The organism is Mesorhizobium sp. M2D.F.Ca.ET.226.01.1.1, from assembly GCF_004022705.2.
In the GTDB taxonomy this organism is placed as follows: Bacteria; Pseudomonadota; Alphaproteobacteria; order Rhizobiales; family Rhizobiaceae; genus Mesorhizobium.
In genome coordinates this window covers 521,468-542,028 of the sequence record NZ_RZOY02000003.1, presented here as the reverse complement: position 1 = coordinate 542,028, position 20,561 = coordinate 521,468, and the positions used below count along the sequence as shown (strand labels likewise).

Here is a 20,561-nt window from a genome sequence, read left to right as displayed (position 1 = left end):
TCAGTTGCGGCCGCTGTTCGGCTTCTTCGAGGCCCTTGCCTTGCCGACGGCCGTCTATGCGACGGACAAGGATTTCGCCGACGGCGTGCTGGTGTCCGAGGCGATCCGCAAACGCGCCGCGCAGGCGATCGAGGAGGCGGGTTACGCGCTTCTGCGCCGCGCGGCCAGTCGACAGGTCGCGGCCGAATAGCCCAATTCCTCAGGAGAAATCGATAGACGCGGGAGATGGCTTTGGTCACCATGCCCTTTGGTCAGATTTCAATTTGGTCTCATTGAGAAGAACGGACATGGCTGCCGAAATCCCCGATCGCATCAAGGTGCTGTGGTTCCTGCCGACGCATGGCGACAGCCGCTATCTCGGCACGTCGGAAGGCGGCAGGGCGGTCGATCTCGACTATCTCACCCAGGTGGCGCAGGCGGCCGATACGCTCGGCTATTACGGCGTGCTGTTGCCGACCGGCCGCTCCTGCGAGGATTCCTGGGTTATCGCCTCGGCGCTGGCGCCGCTGACGAAGCGGCTACGCTTCCTCGTCGCGGTGCGGCCGGGCCTGCAGTCGCCGACGCTTGCCGCGCGCATGACCGCGACGCTCGATCGCATCTCGAACGGTCGGCTGCTGATCAACGTGGTCACCGGCGGCGACCCGCTGGAGAACAAGGGCGACGGCATCTTCCTGTCGCACGCCGAGCGCTATGAGGTGACGCAGGAATTCCTGCAGGTCTACAAGCGATTGCTGAGCGGCGAGACGGTCGAGCATCATGGCAAGCATTTCCGCATCGAGGATGGCCGCCTGCTGTTCCCGCCGGTGCAGACGCCCTATCCGCCACTCTATTTCGGCGGCTCGTCGGATGCCGGTTCGACGGTTGCGGCGCAGGAGATCGACAAGTACCTGACCTGGGGCGAGCCGCCGGCCGATGTCGAGCGCAAGCTCGACGGCGTGCGCGAGCTTGCCGAAAAAGCCGGCCGCAAGCTCTCCTTCGGCATCCGCCTGCACGTCATCGCCCGCGAAACCACCAAGGAAGCCTGGGCGGCGGCTGACAGGCTGATCAGCCGCCTCGACGACGCGACCATCGCCTCGGCGCAGAAAGTCTTTGCGCGCATGGACTCGGTCGGCCAGGCGCGCATGAGCGCGCTGCATGGCGGCGACCGCTCGAAGCTCGAGATCGCGCCGAACCTGTGGGCCGGCGTCGGCCTTGTGCGCGGGGGCGCCGGCACGGCGCTGGTCGGCGATCCCGACACCATTGCCGAGCGCATCGACGAATACCGGCGTCTTGGCATCGATACCTTCATCCTCTCGGGCTACCCGCATCTCGAGGAAGCCTACCGCTTCGGCGAGCTGGTCCTGCCGCATTTGCCGACCGAGCATCCGGTCAAGGCCGCCGGGTCGTCCGTCAACACGGGTCCGTTCGGCGAGACCATCGCCGGCGACCATCGTCCGAAATCGCTCGCCAGCGCCTCGTGAAGGCGCTGCCGCCCCGGCCACAAAGCCATGTCGTCATCCTCGGCGGCGGCTTCAGCGGCGCGGCCTTGGCCTGGCATCTGGCGCGTCAGTCCACGCGGCCATTGATCACCGTCATCGAGCCGCGCCCGTTCCTCGGCGGCGGGCTCGCCTATTCCAGCGAGGAGCCGTCGCACCGCGTCAATGTGCCGGCGTCCCGGATGAGCCTGCCGCCGGACGAGCCGGAGCATTTTTCGCGCTGGCTGGCGCATGACGGCGAGGCCGAGCGCGATCCGGTTGCGGTGTGGCGCAACGGCGATATCTTTCCGAGGCGCCGTGTCTTTGGCCGCTATATTGCCGAGCATCTGGCGCCCTATGTCGAGACCGGAGCGATCTGCCATGTTCGAGACCACGCCAGTGCCGTGAAGTGCGACGGCGATGGTTGGATCGTGACCACTTCCAATCAACAGATCGCCGCCGACATGGTGGTCCTCGCCATGACGCACCCGTCGCCCGGTGTTCCGGCCGCGCTTGCGCCGATCGCCGATGCGGAGGGCTTTGTCGCGGATGTCTATTCCGGGAACGCGCTCGGCTCCATCGCTCCGGAAGCGTCGGTGCTGATCGTGGGCTCCGGCCTGACCTCGGCCGACACTGTCGCCGAGCTCGACCGCCGCGGCCATCGCGGGCGCATCCTTGCCGTGTCGCGTCATGGATTGCGCCCGCGCGGGCATCCTCTGGTGCGCGGCGAGCCGTTCGGCGATTTTACGTCGGGGCCCGCCACGACCTCCCTTGCTTTGCTTGAGCGGGTTCGTTCGACGCTGGCGGCGGCGGAGACCGGCGGCGTCAACTGGCAGTCGGTCTTCGATCAGTTGCGGCTGCAAGGCCCGCTGCTGTGGTCCGCCCTCAGTCCGGATGAGCGCACCCGGCTGGTGCGCCGGCTGCGCGCGTTCTGGGACGTGCACCGGTTCAGAATCGCGCCGCAGGTCGAGGCGGTGCTGGATCGCCGCCGCGCCGAGGGCACGTTCGACAATATCGCCGCGAGCCTTGTGGCCTCAAACGACGATGGAGACGGCCTGGCCGTCACTTTGCGCCGCCGCGGCCAAAGGCAATTCGAGACTATGCATTTCGACGCGGTGATCAACACCACAGGACCGGCGCATGGCAAGGCGCTGCACGCCAATCCGGCGCTAGGCTCACTTGCCGATGCCGGCCTGATCCGGATCGACCGCCACGGACTCGGGATAGAGACCGCTCCGGACAGCCGTGCCGTCGGTCCGAAGGGTGAGCCCCTCGGCCGCCTGTTTGTCGCTGGCCCGCTGGCGCGCGGCACCTTCGGCGAATTGATGGGCCTGCCGGAAGTGGCCCGTCACGCGCAGACGGTCGCCTCGCAGATAGAAGCCCAGCTCTGCGTCCAGTCGGCGATCGAGGTCGCCCGGTGAAAATCAGCGACGAATGCGGGCGCGCAAAATTGGTATTTCCGTTCGGACAGCATCGCGAAAACGGAAAATCCTACTTTGTATATATAATCAGTAGACTAATAAATTAGCGACAGCTTCCGGCCACGGCCGGATCGATCGTTGGGACAGGCCAAACCGGGAGATCTCCATGCCGCAGAATGATCGCGACGCAGTCAAATTCGCCTATTGGGTGCCCAACGTCTCGGGCGGGCTGGTCATCTCGAACATCGAGCAGAGGACCAATCATTCGCCCGAGTACAACCGCAAGCTGGCGCAGATCGCCGAGCAGGCCGGCTTCGACTACGCGCTGAGCCAGATCCGCTTCACCGCCGGCTATGGCGCCGACGAGCAGCATGAGTCGGTATCGTTCAGCCACGACCTGCTCGCCGCCACCAAGACGCTGAAGGTCATCGCCGCGATCCTGCCCGGACCGTGGAACCCGGCGCTGGCGGCAAAGCAGCTCGCCACCATCAGCTACCTCACCGATGGTCGCGTCGCCATCAACCTCGTCTCCGGCTGGTTCCGCGGCGAGTTCCACGCCATCGGCGAGCATTGGCTCGACCATGACGAGCGATATCGCCGCTCGGAAGAGTTCATCCGCGCGCTGCGCGGCATCTGGACCGAGGACAGCTTTACCTTCCGCGGCGATTTCTACCGCTTCAACCAGTATTCGCTGAAGCCGAAGCCGCTGAAGCCGCTGCCCGAGATCTTCCAGGGCGGCTCGTCGCGGGCCGCGCGCGACATGGCTTCGCGTGTGTCCGACTGGTACTTCACCAATGGCAACACGCCGACCGAAATCGCCAAGCAGGTCGACGACATCCAGGCAAAGGCCAAGGCCAACAACCACTCGGTCAAGGTCGGCGTCAACGCCTTCGCCATAGTGCGCGAGACGGAGGAAGAGGCAAAGGCCGTGCTTGCCGAGATCATCGCCAAGGCCAATCCGGAAGCCGTCAATGCCTTCGGCCATGAGGTCAAAAATGCCGGCAAGGCCTCGCCGGAAGGCGAGGGCAACTGGGCGAAGTCGTCCTTCGATGATCTCGTGCAGTACAATGACGGCTTCCGCTCCAACCTGATCGGCACGCCGCGCCAGGTCGCGGAACGCATCGTCGACCTCAAGCGGGCAGGCGCCGATCTCATCCTGCTCGGCTTCCTGCATTTCCAGGAAGAGGTCGAGTATTTCGGCAAGCATGTCATCCCGCTCGTGCGCGAGCTGGAAAACGCGGAAGCTGCGGCGGCGCTGGCCGCCGAATAACAAAGCAAGCCGCTGGCCGGAGATCGTCCGGCCAGCCGACGATCATGACCGCACGCTCAATTGAGCGCGCGGCCGGGACCGTGCGCGCCTTCGCTGCAGTTGGGGACGATGGAATGCCGATATCCAGCCATGCCTTCGGGGCGATCGAGGCTTCGGCCTATGCGCCGGAAATCCATGCGCAGGGGCTGCCCGCAAGCAAGCCGCAGGCGCTTGAGGGCAAGCCTGAACAACCTGTCGCCGAAGGCGCCGCGCCGCTTCTTTCGCTCGAAGGCATAGGCCTGGCCTTCGGCGGCGTGGTGGCGTTGGCGGACGTCGACCTGTCCGTCGCCCCCGGCGAGATACGGGCGATCATCGGCCCGAACGGCGCCGGCAAAAGCTCGCTGATCAACGTCATCAGCGGTGTCTATCGGGCCGATCGCGGCCGTGTCCACCTCAATGGCGCGCGCTACGCCCAGGTTCCGACACAGCAGCTGGCGCGCCTTGGAGTCGCCCGTACCTTCCAGAACCTCGCTTTGTTCAAAGGCCTCAACGTCCTCGACAATGTGGCATCCGGCATTGCCTACAGGACCAGATCGAATTTCGCCGGCCAGATTCTGGGGATTGGCCGATCGCGTCGCGAGCAGGCCGACCAGCGCGGCCGCGCCGACCAGATCCTCGAATTCCTGCAGCTGACCGGCGTGCGCGACCGGTTGGCCGGCACGCTGCCTTACGGCCTGCAGAAGCGGGTCGAGCTTGCCCGCGCGCTGGTCGCCGAACCGCGCCTGTTGCTGCTCGACGAGCCGATGGCCGGCATGACCGCGACCGAGAAGAACGAGATGGCGGCCTATATACGCGCCGCGCGCGACCGTTTCGCCACCACGGTGGTGCTGATCGAGCACGATGTCGGCGTCGTCATGGGGCTCTCCGACCGCATCGCCGTGCTCGACTACGGCCGCAAGATCGCCGACGGCGCGCCCGACGAGATCAGAAACGACCAGCGCGTCATCGATGCCTATCTCGGTGTCGCCTCCGACAATGAGGACGGAGCGGGCATATGATCGGCGATTTCGACTACCAGTTCTTCCTCGAGGTCCTGACCGGCGGTCTGCTGTCGGGCGTCATGTACTCGCTGGTCGCGATCGGCTTCGTGCTGATCTACAAGACATCCGGCGTGCTCAACTTCGCCCAAGGGGCGCTGCTGCTGTTCGCGGCTCTGACCTTCGTCAGCCTGGTCGAGCGCGGCGTTCCCTTCGCGCTGGCTTTGGCCGTCACCTTCGCCATCATGGTGGCGCTCGGCATCGGCATCGAGCGCGCGGTGCTGAGGCCGCTCACCAACAAGCCGCCGATCACGCTGTTCATGGCGACGCTCGGTCTCTCCTATATCATCGAGGGCGCCGCCCAGCTCATCTGGGGCACGCAAGTGCACGGCCTCGAGCTCGGCATCGAGGACGTGCCGCTGGACGTCGGCGGTGTGCTGATCAGTCAGTTCGATATCTTCGCCGCCGCGGTGGCCGCGGCCATGGTGCTCTTGTTGTCGCTGTTCTTCCGCTACACCCGCATCGGCTTAAGCTTCCGCGCTGTCGCCGACGACCAGTTCGCCGCCCTTGCCGTTGGGCTTAAGCTGCCCTTGATCTGGGCCAGCGTGTGGGCCGCGGCCGGCCTCGTTGCGCTGGTGGCAGGGCTGCTGTGGGGCGCGCGGCTCGGCGTCCAGTTCTCGCTCTCGCTGGTGGTGCTCAAGGCGCTTCCGGTGCTGGTGCTGGGCGGCTTCGATTCCATCCTCGGCGCCATTGTCGGCGGGCTCCTGATCGGCGCCAGCGAAAAGCTCGCCGAGGTCTATATCGGCGACTATTTCGGCGGCGGCATCGAAAGCTGGTTCGCCTATGTCGTGGCGCTCGTTTTCCTCCTGATCCGTCCGTCCGGCCTGTTCGGCCAGAAGCTTGTCGAAAGGGTCTGAGCATGAGCGCGATTGCAACCGAATTGTCGGCGGCCGAATTGACCAAGGGCGCGGGCCTGCCGAAATGGCTGGCGCCGCTCCTCATCATCGCGATCGCCTATATCGTCGTGCCGCTGACCGGCGGCTCCTATCTGTTCGAGGCGATCCTGCTGCCCTTCCTGGTGCTCAGCCTGGCGGGCGTGGGGCTCAACATCCTCACCGGCTATGCCGGCCAGGTATCGCTCGGCAGTGCCGCGTTCATGGCGGCGGGCGCCTTCGCCGCCTATAATTTCAACCTGCGCGTCGAAGGCCTGCCGCTTGTCGCCAGTATCATTATCTCCGGCCTTGTCGCCGCCGCCATCGGTATCGTCTTCGGCCTGCCGAGCCTGCGCCTGCGCGGCTTCTACCTGGCGGTCTCGACGCTTGCCGCGCAGTTCTTCGTGCAATGGGCGCTGACCAAGTTCAGCTGGTTTTCCAACGACTCGGCCTCGGGCGTAATCGACGCGCCGAAGCTATCCATAGCGGGCCTCGAGTTCGACGGCGCGGTCGGCCGATACCTCTTCGCGCTTACCGTCGTTGTCGTCCTCACCTTTCTCGCTCACCGGCTGGTTTCGTCGCAGACCGGGCGCAACTTCATCGCCATCCGCGACAATGAGACGGCGGCGCGCATCATCGGCATTCCGGTGCTGAGGACGAAGCTTTTGGCGTTCGCCATCTCGTCCTTCATCATCGGCGTCGCCGGCGTCATCTGGGCGTTCGCCTATCTCAGGACCGTCGAGCCGGCCGGCTTCGATCTCGACCGCTCGTTCCAGATCCTGTTCATCATCATCATTGGCGGGCTCGCTTCGATCCGAGGCGCTTTCCTGGGTGCCGCGCTCATCGTCGTCTTTCCCCTGGCGCTGTCGCGCCTCGGCAATTTCCTGCTCGGGGACGTGTTCGATTCCGGCGTGCTCGACATGAGCCAGCGCATCGTCCTCGGCGCCCTCATCATCCTCTTTCTGATCCTGGAACCGGACGGGCTGGTCGCCCTGTGGGACAGGGTCCGGAGACGGCTGCTGCTCGCCTGGCAATCGAGCTGAGCCGGTCTGGGAGCAACGCTCTCCAACCAACGCAGACAATCGGAAAATGAACCAGGGCAATTCAAAGGCCCCTACAGGAGTACCTCGAACCATGACCTTCCTCAGCACAGTCAAGGCGCTCGCGCTGTCGGCGGCGCTTGCCGTGTCGGTGGCCTTGCCGGCCGCCCACGCCGACGAGCAGTATTTCCCGCTGCAGAGCTATCGCGTCGGGCCCTACGCGGCCGGCGGCACCGGCTTCTTCGGCGGCTTCATCGACTATCTCAATCTGATCAACACACGCGACGGCGGCGTCAACGGCGTCAAGCTGACCTGGGACGAGTGCGAGACCCAGTATGAGGTCGAACGCGGCGTCGAATGCTACGAGCGCCAGAAGAGCCACGCCGGCGCGGCTGCCTGGAACCCGCTCTCGGTCGGTATTGCCTATGCCATGATCGATCGCATCACCGCCGACAAGGTGCCGCTGATCACGGTCAATCACGGCCGCACCGATTCCACCGACGGGCGCGTGTTCCCTTACGTGTTCCCGCTATTGCTCAACCCCTACAGCGAAACCTCCGGCATCGTGAACTACATCGCGGCCAAGGAAGGCGGCATCGACAAGCTGAAGGGCAAGAAGATCGTCGTGCTCTATCACGGCTCGCCCTACGGCAAGGAGACGATCCCGATCTATGAATTGCTGGCGCAGAAATACGGCTTCACCGTGCAGCAGATCGAGGTGCCGCATCCCGGCAACGAGCAGCAGTCGCAGTGGCTGACGATCCGCCGCGCCAAGCCCGATTTTGTCGTGCTGCGCGGCTGGGGCGTGATGAACCCGGTGGCGCTGAAGACGGCGGTCAAGGTCGGCTATCCGGTCGACCACATCATCGGCAATGTCTGGTCGAATTCGGAAGAGGATGTCATCCCGGCCGGCGAAGCGGCCAAGGGCTACACCGCGATCACCACGCAGGCGTCGGGCAACACCTATCCGGTGGTGCAGGAGATCGTGAAGACCGTCTACGGCGCCGGCAAGGGCAACCTTGAGGACAAGTCGCGCATCGGCTCGGTCTACCACAATCTCGGCATCGTCAACGGCATCCTCAATGTCGAGGCGATCCGCATCGCGCAGGAGAAATTCGGTCATCGCACGCTGACCGGCGACGAGGTGCGCTGGGGTTTTGAGCACCTCAAGCTCGATCCGGCCAAGGTCGAGGCGCTCGGCGCCAAGGACCTGTTCCACTCCATCAATGTCAGCTGGGACAACCACGAGGGCGAAGGCTACGTGACCTTCCAGCAGTGGGACGGCAAGAAGTGGAACGTCGTCTCCGACTGGATCGCGCCCGACTGGGCATTGCTCAGGCCAATCATCGAGAAGTCGGCGGAAGCCTACGCGACCGAGAAGGGCATCAAGCTGCGCACCGCGGCGGATGCCGATGCGGTAGCCGCCACCAACTGATCCGGTCGAGCGGGCGCCGGACCGAGCTCCGGCGCCCCCCATCCTTCTGCAAGAAAGCGGGAAAGACACGAGATGCCGGGCAATGACGCCATCCTTGTCGTGGACAATGTCCATGCCACCTACAACCACGCCATCACCGCGCTGCACGGCGTCAGCTTCGAGCTTCGGCGCGGCGAGATCCTGGCGTTGCTCGGCGCCAATGGCGCCGGCAAGAGCACGACGCTGAAGGCGGTCTCCAACCTGCTTCCGGCCGAACGCGGCCAGATCAATGCCGGCACGATCCTGTTCGACGGCAGCGAGGTCACCTGCCGCAGGCCGGGCGACCTCGTGCGCGCCGGGCTCGTCCAGGTGCTGGAGGGGCGTCACTGCTTCAAGAGCCTCACCGTCGAGGAGAATCTGGTTTCCGGGGGCATTGGCCGCAGCGGCCGGCGTGGCGAGATCAGCCAGGATCTTGAGCGTATCTACGATTTCTTTCCCCGCCTCAGGGAAAAGCGCCGCACGCTTGCCGGCCTGACCTCGGGCGGCGAGCAGCAGATGACCGCGATCGGCCGGGCGCTGATGTCGCGGCCGCGCCTGCTGGTTCTCGACGAGCCGTCGATGGGGCTTGCGCCGCTGATCGTTCAAGACATCTTCCTGGCGCTGAAGAAACTCAATCAGGAGACGGGCCTGTCGATCCTGGTCGCCGAGCAGAATTCGGCCGTGGCGCTCAAATATGCCGATCACGCCACGGTGCTCGAAAACGGTGTCTCCGTTCTCTCCGGCGCCGCCGCCAGCCTTCGTCAGCGCGAGGATGTCCGGGCCTTCTACCTCGGGCAAAAGGCACCGCCCGCCGCGCCGCCCAGCCACCTCCATGCTGTCGTCTGAATCGAAAATCCGAAGGAGACTGAAATGACTGTGTCCAACGTCAAGACCGACAAGGCCGCGGCCGCCGTGCCGCCGGTAGCCAGACCCGCCGAGCCCGCGCACATCATCAAGGACGACGCCGAGGCGATTGCCGTCGCGCAGCGGCTGGCGGCCGAGTTTGTCAAGGATTCTTCCAAGCGCGACCGTGACCGGATCTGGCCGGTGGCCGAACTCGACCAGTTCTCGCAGAGCGGCCTGTGGTCGATCAACGTGCCCAAGGCGTTCGGTGGCCCGGAAGTGTCCTACGCGACTTTAGCCAAGGTGATCGAGATCATCTCGGCTGCCGATTCCTCGATCGGCCAGATCGCGCAGAACCATCTCGGCGTCGTCGCGGCCATCCGCACGGTCTCCGACAAGGACCAGCAGGCGCTGCTGTTCGCCGAAGTGCTGAAAGGCACGCGCTTCGGCAATGCCTTTTCCGAATTCGGCTCCAAGCGCGCGGCCGATTTCGAGACCAAGTTCACCGACGCTGGCGATCATGTCATCGTCAACGGCCAGAAATTTTATTCCTCCGGTGCGCTGCTCGCCCATCTGGTGCCGATCGTGGCGCTCGATGACGAGGGCCGCGCCTGGTATGCGATCGCCGATCGTGGCGCGCCCGGCCTGACGGTCATCGACGACTGGTCGAGCTTCGGACAACGCACGACGCTGTCGGGCACCGTCATCATCGACAACGTCAAGGTGCCGAAGACACACCTGGTGCCGGGCTACAAAGGCTACGACAAGCCGACCGCCGACGGCGCGATCTTCCAGATCATCCAGGTCGCGGTCGACACCGGCATCGCGCAGGCCGCGATCGAGGAGACGGTCTCGTTCGTCCGGACCAGGAGCCGCGCCTGGATCGACAGCGGCGTCGACAATGCCTGGGACGATCCCTACACGATCCAGGCCATCGGCGACCTGACGCTGCGCCTGCACGCCGCTCAGGCGCTGCTGGAAAAGGCCGGCCATGCCATCGACCGGGCCGTTGCCGAACCCACTGCGGAAACCGTGGCGCATGCCCAGATCGTCACCGCCGAGGCCAAGATCCTGTCAACCGAGATCGCAATCGCGGCGACGAACAAACTGTTCGAGCTGGCCGGCACGCGCTCGACGCTTGCCGAGCACAATCTCGACCGGCATTGGCGCAACGCCCGCACCCACACGCTGCACGATCCGGTGCGCTGGAAATACGCCATCCTCGGCAAGTATTTCCTCAACGGCGAGAAGCCGCCGCTGCACGCCTGGAGCTGAGCTCCGTTCCGCCGAGGCCGACAGGCCTCGGCCATGTCTTGGCCAAGCCGGCGGCCCTGAGGCCCCCTAGACGGGCGCGAGGTGTTCGCTAACGGCGGATTTGCACAGCTTCGAGCCTGGGGGCGCGAGGCGTCGTTGGGACAAAGCTGAGAGGCCTCGCGCCAGATCTTCACAGGCGAGACCTCAACGCCTACTCGGCTGCGCATGATCCGCGTGGACGTCGAGCCTGCGGCTACAGTTTCGGCATCGAGCCGGATATTGATGGTGTTGAGGACCGCGCCGGCCATCGCGACGGCGAAGTGTGCCTCGAACATTTCAGCCGTGTTGGGAGCAAGGACCGAAACGACGTCTCTTGGCCTAACGCCCAAGCGGATCAAACCCGCCGCCAGAGCCTCGCAGCGCCGGCGCACCTCCAGCCAGGTGAAGCGACGTTCCTCATCGATGATTGCCAGGCGATCAGGATAAAGATCAGCCGTACGGTAGAGGAATGAGATCGGGGTCAACGGCACGTGGTTGGGGGCCTGAGGTCGGAGATAAGGCGCCTCGTCAATCATAGGAAAGGAAGCTCCACCAGCCGCGCGGCCATCGAACCGTTCGCGCGATTGACGGTGACTGTCGCTCCGGCGTTCACCTCGGCCGATATCAAGGCATATCCGATGTTGGCCTTCATTCGGGGCGACCATGTGCAATGCGTCATCACGCCAACCTTGGTGCCGTCGAAGGTGATGTCCTCACGCTTGGCGCCAAACGGCACCGGCATTGAGGCATCGAAGATGAGACCCAGTTGATGCCGCTTCGGTCCCTCGGCTTCAATCTTTCGAAGTGCTCCGATCCCAACAACATCGTCGGGAACGCCGAGATCGACATACTTGCCGAGCCGAACTTCGAAAGGATTGGTTTCGTCGTCGGTGTCGCCTCCCACCGACACGAGTCCGCTCTCGGTGCGTTCCGCAGTTGCCGGGGCGCCAGGGCCGATACCCCAGGGTCTGCCTGCTTCCTTGAAGATGTTCCAGAGCTTTGTGCCCTGCGTCCCATCCCTCAGATAGATCTCAAATCCGCCTTGTTTGGACCATCCCGATCGCTGCACCGCTATCGGAATGCCTTCGATCTCGGTTTCCTTGAACCAGAAGTACTTTAACGCGCGCACCCAATCGCCCAGGACATGGGCTACGACATCCTCGGCCTTAGGTCCCTGCAATGCCATGGGCGAGACGTCGGGTTCGGTTATCTCGACGTTCAGCCCGCGTTCCGCCGCAATGGCACTGGCCCAAAGCCAGATGTCGCTGTCCGCAATCGAAAACCAATAGAGGTCGTCGGAGAGCTTCAACAAGATCGGGTCATTGATGATCGTGCCGCGATGGTTGCAAAGCGGCACATATTTTCCTTGGCCAATTTTGCAGGTCGAGAGATCGCGCGGCGAAAGGATTTGTGCCAACCGTCCAGCGTCCGGTCCCTTGAGCTGCACCTGGCGTTCCACACCGACATCCCATTGCGAGACGCCGTTGATCAGCCGCCAGTATTCTCCCTCTGGGTCGCCGAACGAAGTCGGCATGATCATGCGGTTGTAGACATTCGCAGCCACCATGCCTTCCGCGACGGCGGCTTCAAAGAAGGGCGATGGACGGACGCGGGCAGTTGGGAAGAACGAGAACATTGGATCCCTCGGGCTGCATTATCGGCGGTACCTGGCGCCTTCCTCATCGAGGACGGCTCTGAGCTTCGGGAAGTGGGGGCTTCCCTTCATCCCGCCGGCACAGGTGAGCTTTGAATGTCTCGGCAGCGCGTGTTGCGTCAAACAACCGTTTCGCAGACAATGACCATGTTTCTGTTATACATAGGTTGGGGATGACCTCATGCAGCTCAATCTGCCGCCACTCATTTGGCTGCGCGCCTTCGAAGCCGCCGCGCGCCACCTCAGCTTCACCGATGCCGCCAAGGAGCTGAATCTCACTCAGGCTGCCATCTCCAAGCACGTCAAATCGCTCGAGCTCAGCCTGCGGCATCAGCTGTTCATCCGCCACCCCCGCAGCCTGCAACTGACCAAGACCGGGGAGGCCTATCTACCGAAGGTGCGCGACGCATTCGAGCGTCTGGCGATCGGTACCCGGGAGGTGTTCGGCGGACGCCGAGCGAAGGAGCTGACCGTGCGATGCGCGGTGTCGTTTGCGGTCAATTGGCTGGCGCCCCGTCTCCCGGAATTTCTGGACCGTAATCGCGACAAGAATGTCAGGATAATCTCAAGCGTCTGGAACGATGCCTTCGATACGGACGTCTTCGATCTCGACATTCAGTACGGCACCGGCGGCTGGAGCAACGTGCGGAGTCACCGTCTGACATGGGAGACCATTACGCCTCTCTGCGCCCCTGGCCTCGTCGATACGCGACCACTGAAGCGGCCAGACGATCTGCGGGAACACCGGTTACTGCATGTGCTCGGCTATCAGGAAGGGTGGGGGATCTGGCTGAATGCCGCCAAGGCAAAGACTGTCGACCCCGGGCAAGGCTTGCAACTCGACACCTCTCTAACGGCGTTCGAGATCGCGGCAGAAGGTGGCGGCGTGGCACTCGGGCGGTTGTCGGTTGCCAATCGAGAACGGAAATCCGGCAGACTGTTCGCGCCATTCGATCTCGAAGTTCCGATCGAGGAGGCCTTTCACCTGTTGGAGCCCCTCGGAAGAGACCTGCATCCTGACGCCGCGCTTTTCGTCGATTGGCTGCTGGAAGCCGCGGCTCGCGATCGCGCTAACTAACTATTTGAAATCATTCAGTTATCAAATTTCTGGCGGAGAGAGCGTCTTTCGATTTTATGCCTATAACATTGAAATTGTTGATTTTTTCTGCTCATTGTTACGCAGTTTGTTACACAGAAAACGTTCAGTGTGGATATGTTACAAACAGAATTCCCACCCTCACGACCGATTGATGGGCGATAAACTTTCCTGCGCAACCTCGGTGAACAGAGGTGACGGTGCATCCAAGCGTAAGAAATTCCGCTTTGTTTCCAAGCTTTTGACTGCCAATCCCAGGCAGCAAAGCCAACAAAAATACCACGAAATATTCTGCGGAACGCTTCGGTTCACGAATCGTTTGGCGCGTTAAGGCGACTTGGACTGTTCCGGTCGCGAGGGGAGTCGTTGGGGCGAGCCGATCCCGGGTTTCTCCGCTGAAGCGTCAAACGCCTCCAGCCGCGCGCTCGAATCGTCGAGGAACATTCTTCTCTCCGCGCTCTTCGGGAGACGTTTCGGGATCGCGACATGTCGATATTTGGATGGATTCTCGGCCGCCGGCTGGCCAATCAGGAACAGTCGCAGCGCAAGATCGGCGTTTTCGAAGGCGTGCCGGCCATGGGCCTCGATGGGCTGGGTTCGTCGGCTTACGGTCCGGAAGCGGCACTCACCGTCCTGATCCCGCTCGGCGCGGCCGGCCTCGGCTATATCGGCCCGATCATGGGCGCCATAGTCGGCCTGCTTGCCGTCCTTTATCTTTCTTACCGCCAGACCATTGCGGCCTATCCCAGCAATGGCGGCGCCTACATCGTTTCGCGCGAAAACCTTGGCCGTAATGCCAGCCTGCTCGCCGCCTCTGCGCTGATGGTCGATTATGTGCTCAACGTCGCCGTCGGCATCTCCGCAGGCGTCGGCGCGCTGGTTTCCGCGCTGCCCTCGCTGCACGCCTACACGCTTTGGCTTTGCCTCGGCATCCTGCTCCTGGTGACCGTCGTCAACCTGCGCGGCACACTTGATGCCGGCCGGCTGTTCGCCTTGCCCACCTATCTCTTCGTAGCGAGCTTTCTGGCGATCCTTGCGATCGGCGTCTGGAAGGCGAGCCTTTCAGGCGGTCAGCCGTCGCCGGCAATCCCGCCGCCGCCGCTGCCACAGCCGACCGCGAGCGTGAGCCTGCTGCTTTTGATGCACGCCTTCGCCAGCGGCTGCACTGCGATGACCGGCGTCGAGGCGGTCAGCAACGGTATGACCGCCTTCAAGGATCCGCCCGTCAGGCACGGCCGCCGCACGCTGGCGGCGATCTGTCTGATCCTGGGGCTTCTGCTTGGCGGTATCGCCTTCCTTTCGGCACGCTATCGCATTGGCGCGATGGACCAGGAGAAGGACGGCTATCAGAGCGTTCTTTCGCAGCTTGCGCATACCGTGGTCGGCGACGGTATTTTCTACTACGTCGCCATCGGAAGCCTGCTCTGCGTGCTCGCGCTTTCAGCCAACACCAGCTTCGTCGACTTTCCCCGCCTTTGCCGCATGGTGGCTGAAGACGGCTATCTTCCCAAGCCCTTCGCAATGGTCGGCCGCCGGCTGGTTTTCTCTGTCGGCATACTTTACCTCGGCTTCACCACGGGGCTGCTGGTGGTGGTGTTTGGCGGCATCACCGACCGTCTGATCCCGCTCTTCGCCATCGGCGCCTTTCTGACTTTCACGCTGTCGCAAACCGGCATGGTGCTGCATTGGGTGAGGGCGCTGCGGACGGGCCCGAAGCGGGCCGGCAATCGTATGCATCTGGCCATCAATGCGCTCGGCGGCGCCATCACCGGCTTGGCGCTCGTCGTGATCGTCATCGCCAAATTCAGGGAAGGGGCCTGGATAACGGTAATCATCATTCCTCTGGTGATCGTCCTCCTGCGGCTGGTGCGGCGCTATTACGACCATCTCGAGGCCGGTTTGCGCGAGCCTGGAAAGCTCAATCTCGGCAACACTCAACCGCCTGTCGTTCTCGTCGTGACCCAGCAGTGGAACAGGATGGCCGACAAGGCACTCAGCTTTGCCTTTCAATTGTCGAAAGATGTCATTGCGGTCCATGTGGCGCGCCTGTCGGGTGAAGAGAGCGACGAAGAGCGCGCAATTCGCGGGAGGTGGTCGAAGGATGTGGAAGCGCCGGCGAGGGCGGCTGGCCTGCGCCCGCCCCGCCTGGTTCTCCTCAATGCCGACTACCGGCTGATGTACGAGCCATTGCTGAAGGAGATCAGGGTGCTGCGAGACGAGTTCGGTGGCCGCACCATTGCGGTGCTGCTCCCGGAGGTCGTGCCGCCCAACTGGTGGCAGTATATCCTGCATACCCATCGCGCCCGCCGACTGCACGCCAAACTGCTCGAGCTCGGCGGATCGGACATCGTGATCATTTCCGTGCCTTGGTACATCGAGGAACCGAGGATCGAAGCGACCCATTGAATGTTGCCGCTCCCCTCGGTCGAGCCGCTTGGTCAAAAGTTTCGGCCGCGCGATGGAAAACAGGAACGTTCCCTTTTCTCAGGCATTTTCCCTAGTCTGCATCTCGTCCACTCCTGTTGCTGGGCCTGGAAAATTGTCACCCAGAGAGCATAATTTGTCGAACCCTGGCGCCGGTGAGATCTCCGTCGTCGATCTTATTCCTGCCTTGCGGGCTTTTGCGCGAACGTTCTGTCGGGTGCCCGACGACGCCGACGATCTCGTGCAGGAGACATTGACCAAGGGGCTTGCCAACCTGGACAAGTTCGAGCCGGGCACGCGCCTGAAGTCCTGGCTCTTCACGATCATGCGCAACACGCATTACACGCGCATCAAAGCCGCGGCCAGGGAGGCCCCCGGGCTGCTTGACTGCGCCTCCAGCCGGCCGATTTCTGAACCGTCGCAGGATTGGTCTGTCCAAAGCAAGGAAGTGCATCAAGCCATCCAGAAACTGCCGTCCCATCAGCGTGAGGTTCTGGTGCTGATCGGCGTGCTGGGCGTAAGCTACGAAGAGACCGCTGAGATATGCGGTTGCGCGGTCGGCACCGTCAAAAGCCGTCTCAATCGTGCCCGTGCCGGTGTTCTGGAGTTCCTCGGGGAGAGCTCGCCGCAGGCGCTGATCGAGCGACGGCGCCAATTTTCGGACGACCATTGGGATACCGAAGGCGCGAGACGCTAGAGCAATTCCGGGAAAAGCATGAGCGGTTTTTTTGTCCGGAATTGCGAAAAAGGAGATAGGGCGTTTCCGTGAAACGGTGAAACGCTCTAGCCAGCCTACCGGCGCTGAGTTGCTATCATGACTTTAGCCTCTCTCATCAACGAGGCCCAATTCAGGCCGAGCAGCGAAATAAGTTCAAGCGCCTGCGTTTCGGTGATGCCCGTCGTTGCGACCAGACGCCGAACGAGTTCGTCCACTTCCGGAGTTCTGCCATCCTGCGCCATCGGGATGACTCCTAACCGGCTACAACGATTCACTTATGTTAATGTTCCACGGATCATGCTGGCACAGCGACAGCAGGCATTGCCAATGCCTTCTCGGAGGAAGGGACGCATCCTTGCTGGAGGTCTTCAACCGCCCTCGGCCGTCATATTGCGCTTTTCGATCAGTGCGTTCTGCAGTTCGAGTGCAAGCCTGGTCAGCCGGTCAGGGACCTTCTCCCGCTCGATGGCGGTCAACAGGGATGCGATCTCCTGGTCCAAGCTCTGGATCGCCTGGGCGCAAAGATCGCGCTGGCTCCTGCGAGACATCGCATTCTCTTAACAATAGAGACCCCTTCAGATCTCACTGAGACATACCCCACCGGCCTTTGCAAGGCGCCCGCCGCAAGTTGCGGTGGTCCCGGATAGCTGTCTTCGGATTGCGTGGCAAAGGCGATCCTCGGGCCTGCACTTATTCCCTCGGAAGACGGTTCGCCGCGTGGTCCTGGTACTGATCGGATTTGATCCGATTGCCGTCCAAACCGCGTTGCTCCGTATGCTGCTTCTTGTCCCGATTGGACAGGACCTCGTTCTCGCCGACCATGTCCTTGTCGAGCGTCGTCTTCGCCCCGGTTCCAGAGCTCTTGCCCTGGCTGCCCCGGCCCATATGCTTCTTGCCGCCGGTCGCCATTGTTCGTCTCCCTGGTCTGCCTGCGTGAAACTGTTCGGCGACCGAACTGCCGCCCGCGCGTTATGTTCCGCCGCGACGGCGGATAAGGAAGGCCGTGCCGTCCCAACTGCCGAAAGGCATTTCGCCGTCGACCAAGACGTCCATCCTACAGGCACTGGCAAGACGGTTGATATCGCGGGAATCGATGTCCGGTGACGCCCGATAGGAATAGTTGAGGATTGCCGCCATCCCTCCCGGCCGCAGCACGCGCGCGATCTCGCCGAGATGCCGCTCGGCAACGCCGGCAAGCACCAGGTAAGGAAAACTGTCGAGAGCAAACACGTCGTCGAAGCTTTGATCGGCAAAGTCATCGAGATCTAAGCCAGAGGTCAGGCGGAATTCCACATTGGCGACGCCGGCGCATCGCCGGCGCGCGATGGCGATCATCCCAGGCGAGATATCGATGCCGACGATGGATCCCGCCATGGCGCCAAGCGCATGTTCGAGGCGCCCGATGCCGCAGCCGATGTCCAACATGTGTTTGCGGGCACCGAGCATGCCTTGCCGTTCCAGCCACAAGGCAATCTCGCCGGTTGTGGCCGAGAGCCTGTCCTCGTCGCCCAACGACGACAGTTGCACGCTGGCCGCCGGGGAGATGGCCGCCGCCCGATCGAATCCGCCAGCCAGCCGCTCCACCGTCACGGCAGCCGGCGCGCCGTCCGGCAGATCATGCGACACGCAGGCAGCAGCCCTGCGGACGGCGTTAAAGGCGTCGGCCTTGTCACGAAGCATCGTGGCGATCTCTTCCAACCAGTACTGCCGGGGGACATGGCTCGGGCGCATCTCCAGGGCGATATCCGCCAATTGCGTCGCGCTGGTCGTCTTATTGATATGGACGGCCAATCTGGCCAGCGCGTTGTCGACGGAGAGACCATCGGCCATGCAATCCTCCAGCAGGCGCCTGGCAATCGCACTGGTTTGCCTCGCGGCGGTCACGGCGGCGCGCTCCGCATCCAGACCTTCTGCGCTGTCCAGCGGTCTTTTGCGCCCCAGCCATATTTGTAGCTTTCGCGTCCGCGCAGGAAATCGAACTCCCTCGCGCCCTCGCTGACGGCCCCGGCGATGGCATGACCGATCAGGATTGCGCCGGGGCTCTCGTCGGCATAGGCCGGATCGAACCCGCCGAGATAAGCATAGGCCCGATCGCGATGATGAAATCCATAATAGGCGCCTACGACGGCATCGCCGATCTGGATCGTCAGGCATCGCGCCATGCCGCTATCGGCAAGCCGCGGCAGTGCCCTGCGATGAAACTCCACAGCCATGTCGGACAGCACGCCGCCGCCATGGCCGGCCCAGCGTGCGCCATGCAGCCGGATGAGCCTGTCGAGAAATCTCTGCAGATCGGACTCGCTGCGGTTGACGATAACGGCGCCTCTTCGTCGGGCAGCCCGCTCGGCGCGGCGCAACTGACGCCGCCGCCTCGCAGGAACCGAGTCGGCCAGAGTTCGATCGCAATCGAGCGGCAGCACGGGACAGGCGACGTGTGCCATCGCTCGGTGCTTTTCAACATTCGGCAGGTCGAGACTCATCGCTAAGGCATCGGGCGCCAGGTCAGGCAGGATCCACTGCGACCATCTGAGCGAGAGCACCGCGTCGGCAATGGCGGCGCCAACCTTCGCCTCCAGTTCCGGCGCGCACAATATGTCGAGGTAGTCGCTTAGCGAAATGCCGATGGGGAGCAGGCGCCGACCGTGATCATGCCTTTCGACATAGAGCGGTGCCAGGCCGACGAGGGCGTCTGCACTCCACACTGCAATGGCCACAAGGTCCCCCGGCGCGAATGTCTGCCACCACGGAATGAGCCAGGCAGGAGACTGGAATGGCGTGGCCGAGATGCTCTGCCGCCAGAGCTGCCACCAATGCGGCTCCAGATCCTCGAATGCGCTCGTATCACTAATGATCTCGGTGCGCAGACCGCCCATCAGCCGGTTCCCAGCAAGGCGCGGCGGGTGCCAAGCTTTGCCAGCGCTTCGTAAACATCCATGTAGGATATGATCATGCGCTCAAGCGAGAAGCGGCGGCGCGCCTCGGCCCGGCATGCCTCGTGGTCCAGGGTTCCGGAAGCGACAATGGCCTTTGCCATCTCGCCGACGTCATTGACGAGGAATCCGGTCTTGCCGTGCTGGACGACATCGGGAAGCGCGCCATTCGGGAAAGCAATGACCGGCGTGCCGCAGGCGAGCGCCTCCATTGCGACAAGTGAGCTTGTTTCGGGGGCAAGGCTGGGAATGACAAGGCAGCAGGCAGTGTTGAGCAGCCGCCGCTTGGCCAGAAAGCCCAATGGTCCAAGAAAGCGCCGCTGCCGATCGAGCCGAGGGCGGACCTCGTCGGCGAAATAGCGCAGATGGGTCTCGTATGGATAGACCTGGCCGGCGATCGCCAGAGGCATGGCAGCGCGCTTGGCGGCCTCTATCGCGAGATGGATGCCCTTTTCGGGACAGATGCGGCTGAGCACCAGGGCGAAATTGCGCCGCGACCGGGGCTGGTTCAGCGCCTCGATATCAACACCGTTTGGAATAGGCTTCGCAAGCCGCGACCCTGCCGGCGCCGTCCTGTGCTGCGCCAGCGAGACTGCATGCAGCCACAAGTCCTCGCGTGACGGCGCCAGCACCGAGGGTGGGTACCAACCGAGTGGCAGGTGCAAAGTCACCAGGGTTGGGCCGTCGGAGGGCAGATAGGCGTCGAAATCGATCCCGTGGAGGTGAACGACGTCGATCGGCCAGCGCGCCCGGGCGGCCGCGATCGCATCGCGATGCGCTTGGTGAGCCCGGTTCTTCGCCTCCTCGTCGAGCACGCCTGTTTCGGCTTGCGTCTCCACCAGGACGCCGGCCGTGCTTGAGCCGTGGCAGGCGACGACAACCGAACGGTGGCCTCTTTCAACCAGCGCCCGATCCAGCGCCGACAGCACCTGCTCGGCGCCGCCGACCGCATCTGGCCCGACGGGCGCGAGGGAGTAGGCGACGTTGAGGACAGTCAGTGCCATCGCTGATCGAGCC

General features: G+C 63.3%; 19 protein-coding genes and 1 pseudogene. 13 read left to right on the top strand and 7 right to left on the bottom strand.

What is annotated here, in order from left to right:
- From EN869_RS10135 to EN869_RS10090, 10 genes and pseudogenes are all read left to right on the top strand, one after another.
- Positions 1-190 (top strand): annotated as a pseudogene (locus EN869_RS10135) (FMN reductase); the annotation flags it as partial.
- 97 nt (positions 191-287) lie between these two features.
- A complete protein-coding gene (gene ssuD / locus EN869_RS10130) occupies positions 288-1,460 on the top strand; it encodes an FMNH2-dependent alkanesulfonate monooxygenase (RefSeq protein WP_127225497.1) in 1,173 nt (390 codons plus the stop codon).
- Complete coding sequence (locus tag EN869_RS10125) at positions 1,457-2,875, top strand: FAD/NAD(P)-binding protein (RefSeq protein WP_127225498.1); 1,419 nt, start codon at positions 1,457-1,459, stop codon at positions 2,873-2,875. Before ssuD ends, EN869_RS10125 begins: the two co-directional genes overlap by 4 nt.
- A 166-nt stretch (positions 2,876-3,041) precedes the next feature.
- Positions 3,042-4,145, top strand: coding sequence for a dimethylsulfone monooxygenase SfnG (sfnG, locus tag EN869_RS10120; protein ID WP_127225499.1), 1,104 nt, complete (start codon positions 3,042-3,044; stop codon positions 4,143-4,145).
- A 113-nt stretch (positions 4,146-4,258) separates the two neighbouring features.
- On the top strand, positions 4,259-5,182 hold the full coding sequence (locus EN869_RS10115; RefSeq protein ID WP_127225500.1) for an ABC transporter ATP-binding protein: 924 nt from the start codon (positions 4,259-4,261) through the stop codon (positions 5,180-5,182).
- On the top strand, positions 5,182-6,078 hold the full coding sequence (locus EN869_RS10110; protein WP_167498488.1) for a branched-chain amino acid ABC transporter permease: 897 nt from the start codon (positions 5,182-5,184) through the stop codon (positions 6,076-6,078). Before EN869_RS10115 ends, EN869_RS10110 begins: the two co-directional genes overlap by 1 nt.
- A gap of 2 nt (positions 6,079-6,080) precedes the next feature.
- Complete coding sequence (locus tag EN869_RS10105; protein ID WP_127225502.1) at positions 6,081-7,136, top strand: branched-chain amino acid ABC transporter permease; 1,056 nt, start codon at positions 6,081-6,083, stop codon at positions 7,134-7,136.
- A gap of 91 nt (positions 7,137-7,227) precedes the next feature.
- Positions 7,228-8,568, top strand: a complete 1,341-nt coding sequence (locus EN869_RS10100) for an ABC transporter substrate-binding protein (protein WP_127225503.1) — start codon at positions 7,228-7,230, stop codon at positions 8,566-8,568.
- A gap of 72 nt (positions 8,569-8,640) precedes the next feature.
- Complete coding sequence (locus EN869_RS10095; protein WP_127225504.1) at positions 8,641-9,432, top strand: ABC transporter ATP-binding protein; 792 nt, start codon at positions 8,641-8,643, stop codon at positions 9,430-9,432.
- 24 nt (positions 9,433-9,456) lie between these two features.
- Complete coding sequence (locus tag EN869_RS10090; RefSeq protein WP_127225505.1) at positions 9,457-10,704, top strand: SfnB family sulfur acquisition oxidoreductase; 1,248 nt, start codon at positions 9,457-9,459, stop codon at positions 10,702-10,704.
- 550 nt (positions 10,705-11,254) lie between these two features.
- Here the strand turns inward: EN869_RS10090 and EN869_RS10080 are convergent.
- Positions 11,255-12,358 (bottom strand): glycine cleavage T C-terminal barrel domain-containing protein, encoded by a 1,104-nt coding sequence (locus EN869_RS10080; protein ID WP_127225506.1) that lies wholly within the window; start codon positions 12,356-12,358, stop codon positions 11,255-11,257.
- A gap of 199 nt (positions 12,359-12,557) precedes the next feature.
- Here EN869_RS10080 and EN869_RS10075 point away from each other — a divergent pair, with 199 nt between their 5' ends.
- From EN869_RS10075 to EN869_RS10065, 3 genes are all read left to right on the top strand, one after another.
- Positions 12,558-13,454: a LysR substrate-binding domain-containing protein gene (locus EN869_RS10075; protein WP_127225507.1), complete on the top strand. Its 897-nt coding sequence runs from the start codon at positions 12,558-12,560 to the stop codon at positions 13,452-13,454.
- Positions 13,455-13,958: 504 nt separating this feature from the next.
- Positions 13,959-15,878, top strand: coding sequence for an APC family permease (locus EN869_RS10070; protein ID WP_127225508.1), 1,920 nt, complete (start codon positions 13,959-13,961; stop codon positions 15,876-15,878).
- Positions 15,879-15,906: 28 nt separating this feature from the next.
- On the top strand, positions 15,907-16,593 hold the full coding sequence (locus tag EN869_RS10065) for a sigma-70 family RNA polymerase sigma factor (protein ID WP_348630814.1): 687 nt from the start codon (positions 15,907-15,909) through the stop codon (positions 16,591-16,593).
- A gap of 95 nt (positions 16,594-16,688) precedes the next feature.
- Here the strand turns inward: EN869_RS10065 and EN869_RS34360 are convergent, their stop codons facing one another.
- The 6 genes from EN869_RS34360 to EN869_RS10040 all read right to left on the bottom strand — a co-directional run bounded on the left by EN869_RS34360 (position 16,689) and on the right by EN869_RS10040 (position 20,548).
- Positions 16,689-16,856, bottom strand: a complete 168-nt coding sequence (locus EN869_RS34360; protein WP_167498467.1) for a hypothetical protein — start codon at positions 16,854-16,856, stop codon at positions 16,689-16,691.
- Between the two features lie 126 nt (positions 16,857-16,982).
- Positions 16,983-17,162, bottom strand: a complete 180-nt coding sequence (locus tag EN869_RS10060) for a hypothetical protein (RefSeq protein ID WP_127225509.1) — start codon at positions 17,160-17,162, stop codon at positions 16,983-16,985.
- 142 nt (positions 17,163-17,304) lie between these two features.
- Positions 17,305-17,523, bottom strand: coding sequence for a hypothetical protein (locus EN869_RS10055; protein ID WP_127225510.1), 219 nt, complete (start codon positions 17,521-17,523; stop codon positions 17,305-17,307).
- Between the two features lie 60 nt (positions 17,524-17,583).
- Positions 17,584-18,405: a class I SAM-dependent methyltransferase gene (locus EN869_RS10050; protein WP_245519971.1), complete on the bottom strand. Its 822-nt coding sequence runs from the start codon at positions 18,403-18,405 to the stop codon at positions 17,584-17,586.
- An 89-nt stretch (positions 18,406-18,494) separates the two neighbouring features.
- Entirely contained in the window at positions 18,495-19,487 is a 993-nt protein-coding gene (locus EN869_RS10045; RefSeq protein WP_127225512.1) for a GNAT family N-acetyltransferase, read from the bottom strand.
- Positions 19,487-20,548, bottom strand: a complete 1,062-nt coding sequence (locus EN869_RS10040; RefSeq protein ID WP_127225513.1) for a glycosyltransferase — start codon at positions 20,546-20,548, stop codon at positions 19,487-19,489. Before EN869_RS10040 ends, EN869_RS10045 begins: the two co-directional genes overlap by 1 nt.
- Between the last annotated feature and the right edge of the window lie 13 nt (positions 20,549-20,561).

What these genes read in the sequence shown, in the direction of transcription:
- ssuD (WP_127225497.1), top strand. Translation starts at nt 288, where the DNA reads ATGGCTGCCGAAATCCCCGATCGCATCAAGGTGCTGTGGTTCCTGCCG.
- sfnG (WP_127225499.1), top strand. Translation starts at nt 3,042, where the DNA reads ATGCCGCAGAATGATCGCGACGCAGTCAAATTCGCCTATTGGGTGCCC.
- EN869_RS10115 (WP_127225500.1), top strand. Translation starts at nt 4,259, where the DNA reads ATGCCGATATCCAGCCATGCCTTCGGGGCGATCGAGGCTTCGGCCTAT.
- EN869_RS10105 (WP_127225502.1), top strand. Translation starts at nt 6,081, where the DNA reads ATGAGCGCGATTGCAACCGAATTGTCGGCGGCCGAATTGACCAAGGGC.
- EN869_RS10100 (WP_127225503.1), top strand. Translation starts at nt 7,228, where the DNA reads ATGACCTTCCTCAGCACAGTCAAGGCGCTCGCGCTGTCGGCGGCGCTT.
- EN869_RS10095 (WP_127225504.1), top strand. Translation starts at nt 8,641, where the DNA reads ATGCCGGGCAATGACGCCATCCTTGTCGTGGACAATGTCCATGCCACC.
- EN869_RS10090 (WP_127225505.1), top strand. Translation starts at nt 9,457, where the DNA reads ATGACTGTGTCCAACGTCAAGACCGACAAGGCCGCGGCCGCCGTGCCG.
- EN869_RS10080 (WP_127225506.1), bottom strand. Translation starts at nt 12,358, where the DNA reads ATGTTCTCGTTCTTCCCAACTGCCCGCGTCCGTCCATCGCCCTTCTTT.
- EN869_RS10075 (WP_127225507.1), top strand. Translation starts at nt 12,558, where the DNA reads ATGCAGCTCAATCTGCCGCCACTCATTTGGCTGCGCGCCTTCGAAGCC.
- EN869_RS10070 (WP_127225508.1), top strand. Translation starts at nt 13,959, where the DNA reads ATGTCGATATTTGGATGGATTCTCGGCCGCCGGCTGGCCAATCAGGAA.
- EN869_RS34360 (WP_167498467.1), bottom strand. Translation starts at nt 16,856, where the DNA reads ATGGCGCAGGATGGCAGAACTCCGGAAGTGGACGAACTCGTTCGGCGT.
- EN869_RS10060 (WP_127225509.1), bottom strand. Translation starts at nt 17,162, where the DNA reads ATGTCTCGCAGGAGCCAGCGCGATCTTTGCGCCCAGGCGATCCAGAGC.
- EN869_RS10055 (WP_127225510.1), bottom strand. Translation starts at nt 17,523, where the DNA reads ATGGCGACCGGCGGCAAGAAGCATATGGGCCGGGGCAGCCAGGGCAAG.
- EN869_RS10045 (WP_127225512.1), bottom strand. Translation starts at nt 19,487, where the DNA reads ATGGGCGGTCTGCGCACCGAGATCATTAGTGATACGAGCGCATTCGAG.
- EN869_RS10040 (WP_127225513.1), bottom strand. Translation starts at nt 20,548, where the DNA reads ATGGCACTGACTGTCCTCAACGTCGCCTACTCCCTCGCGCCCGTCGGG.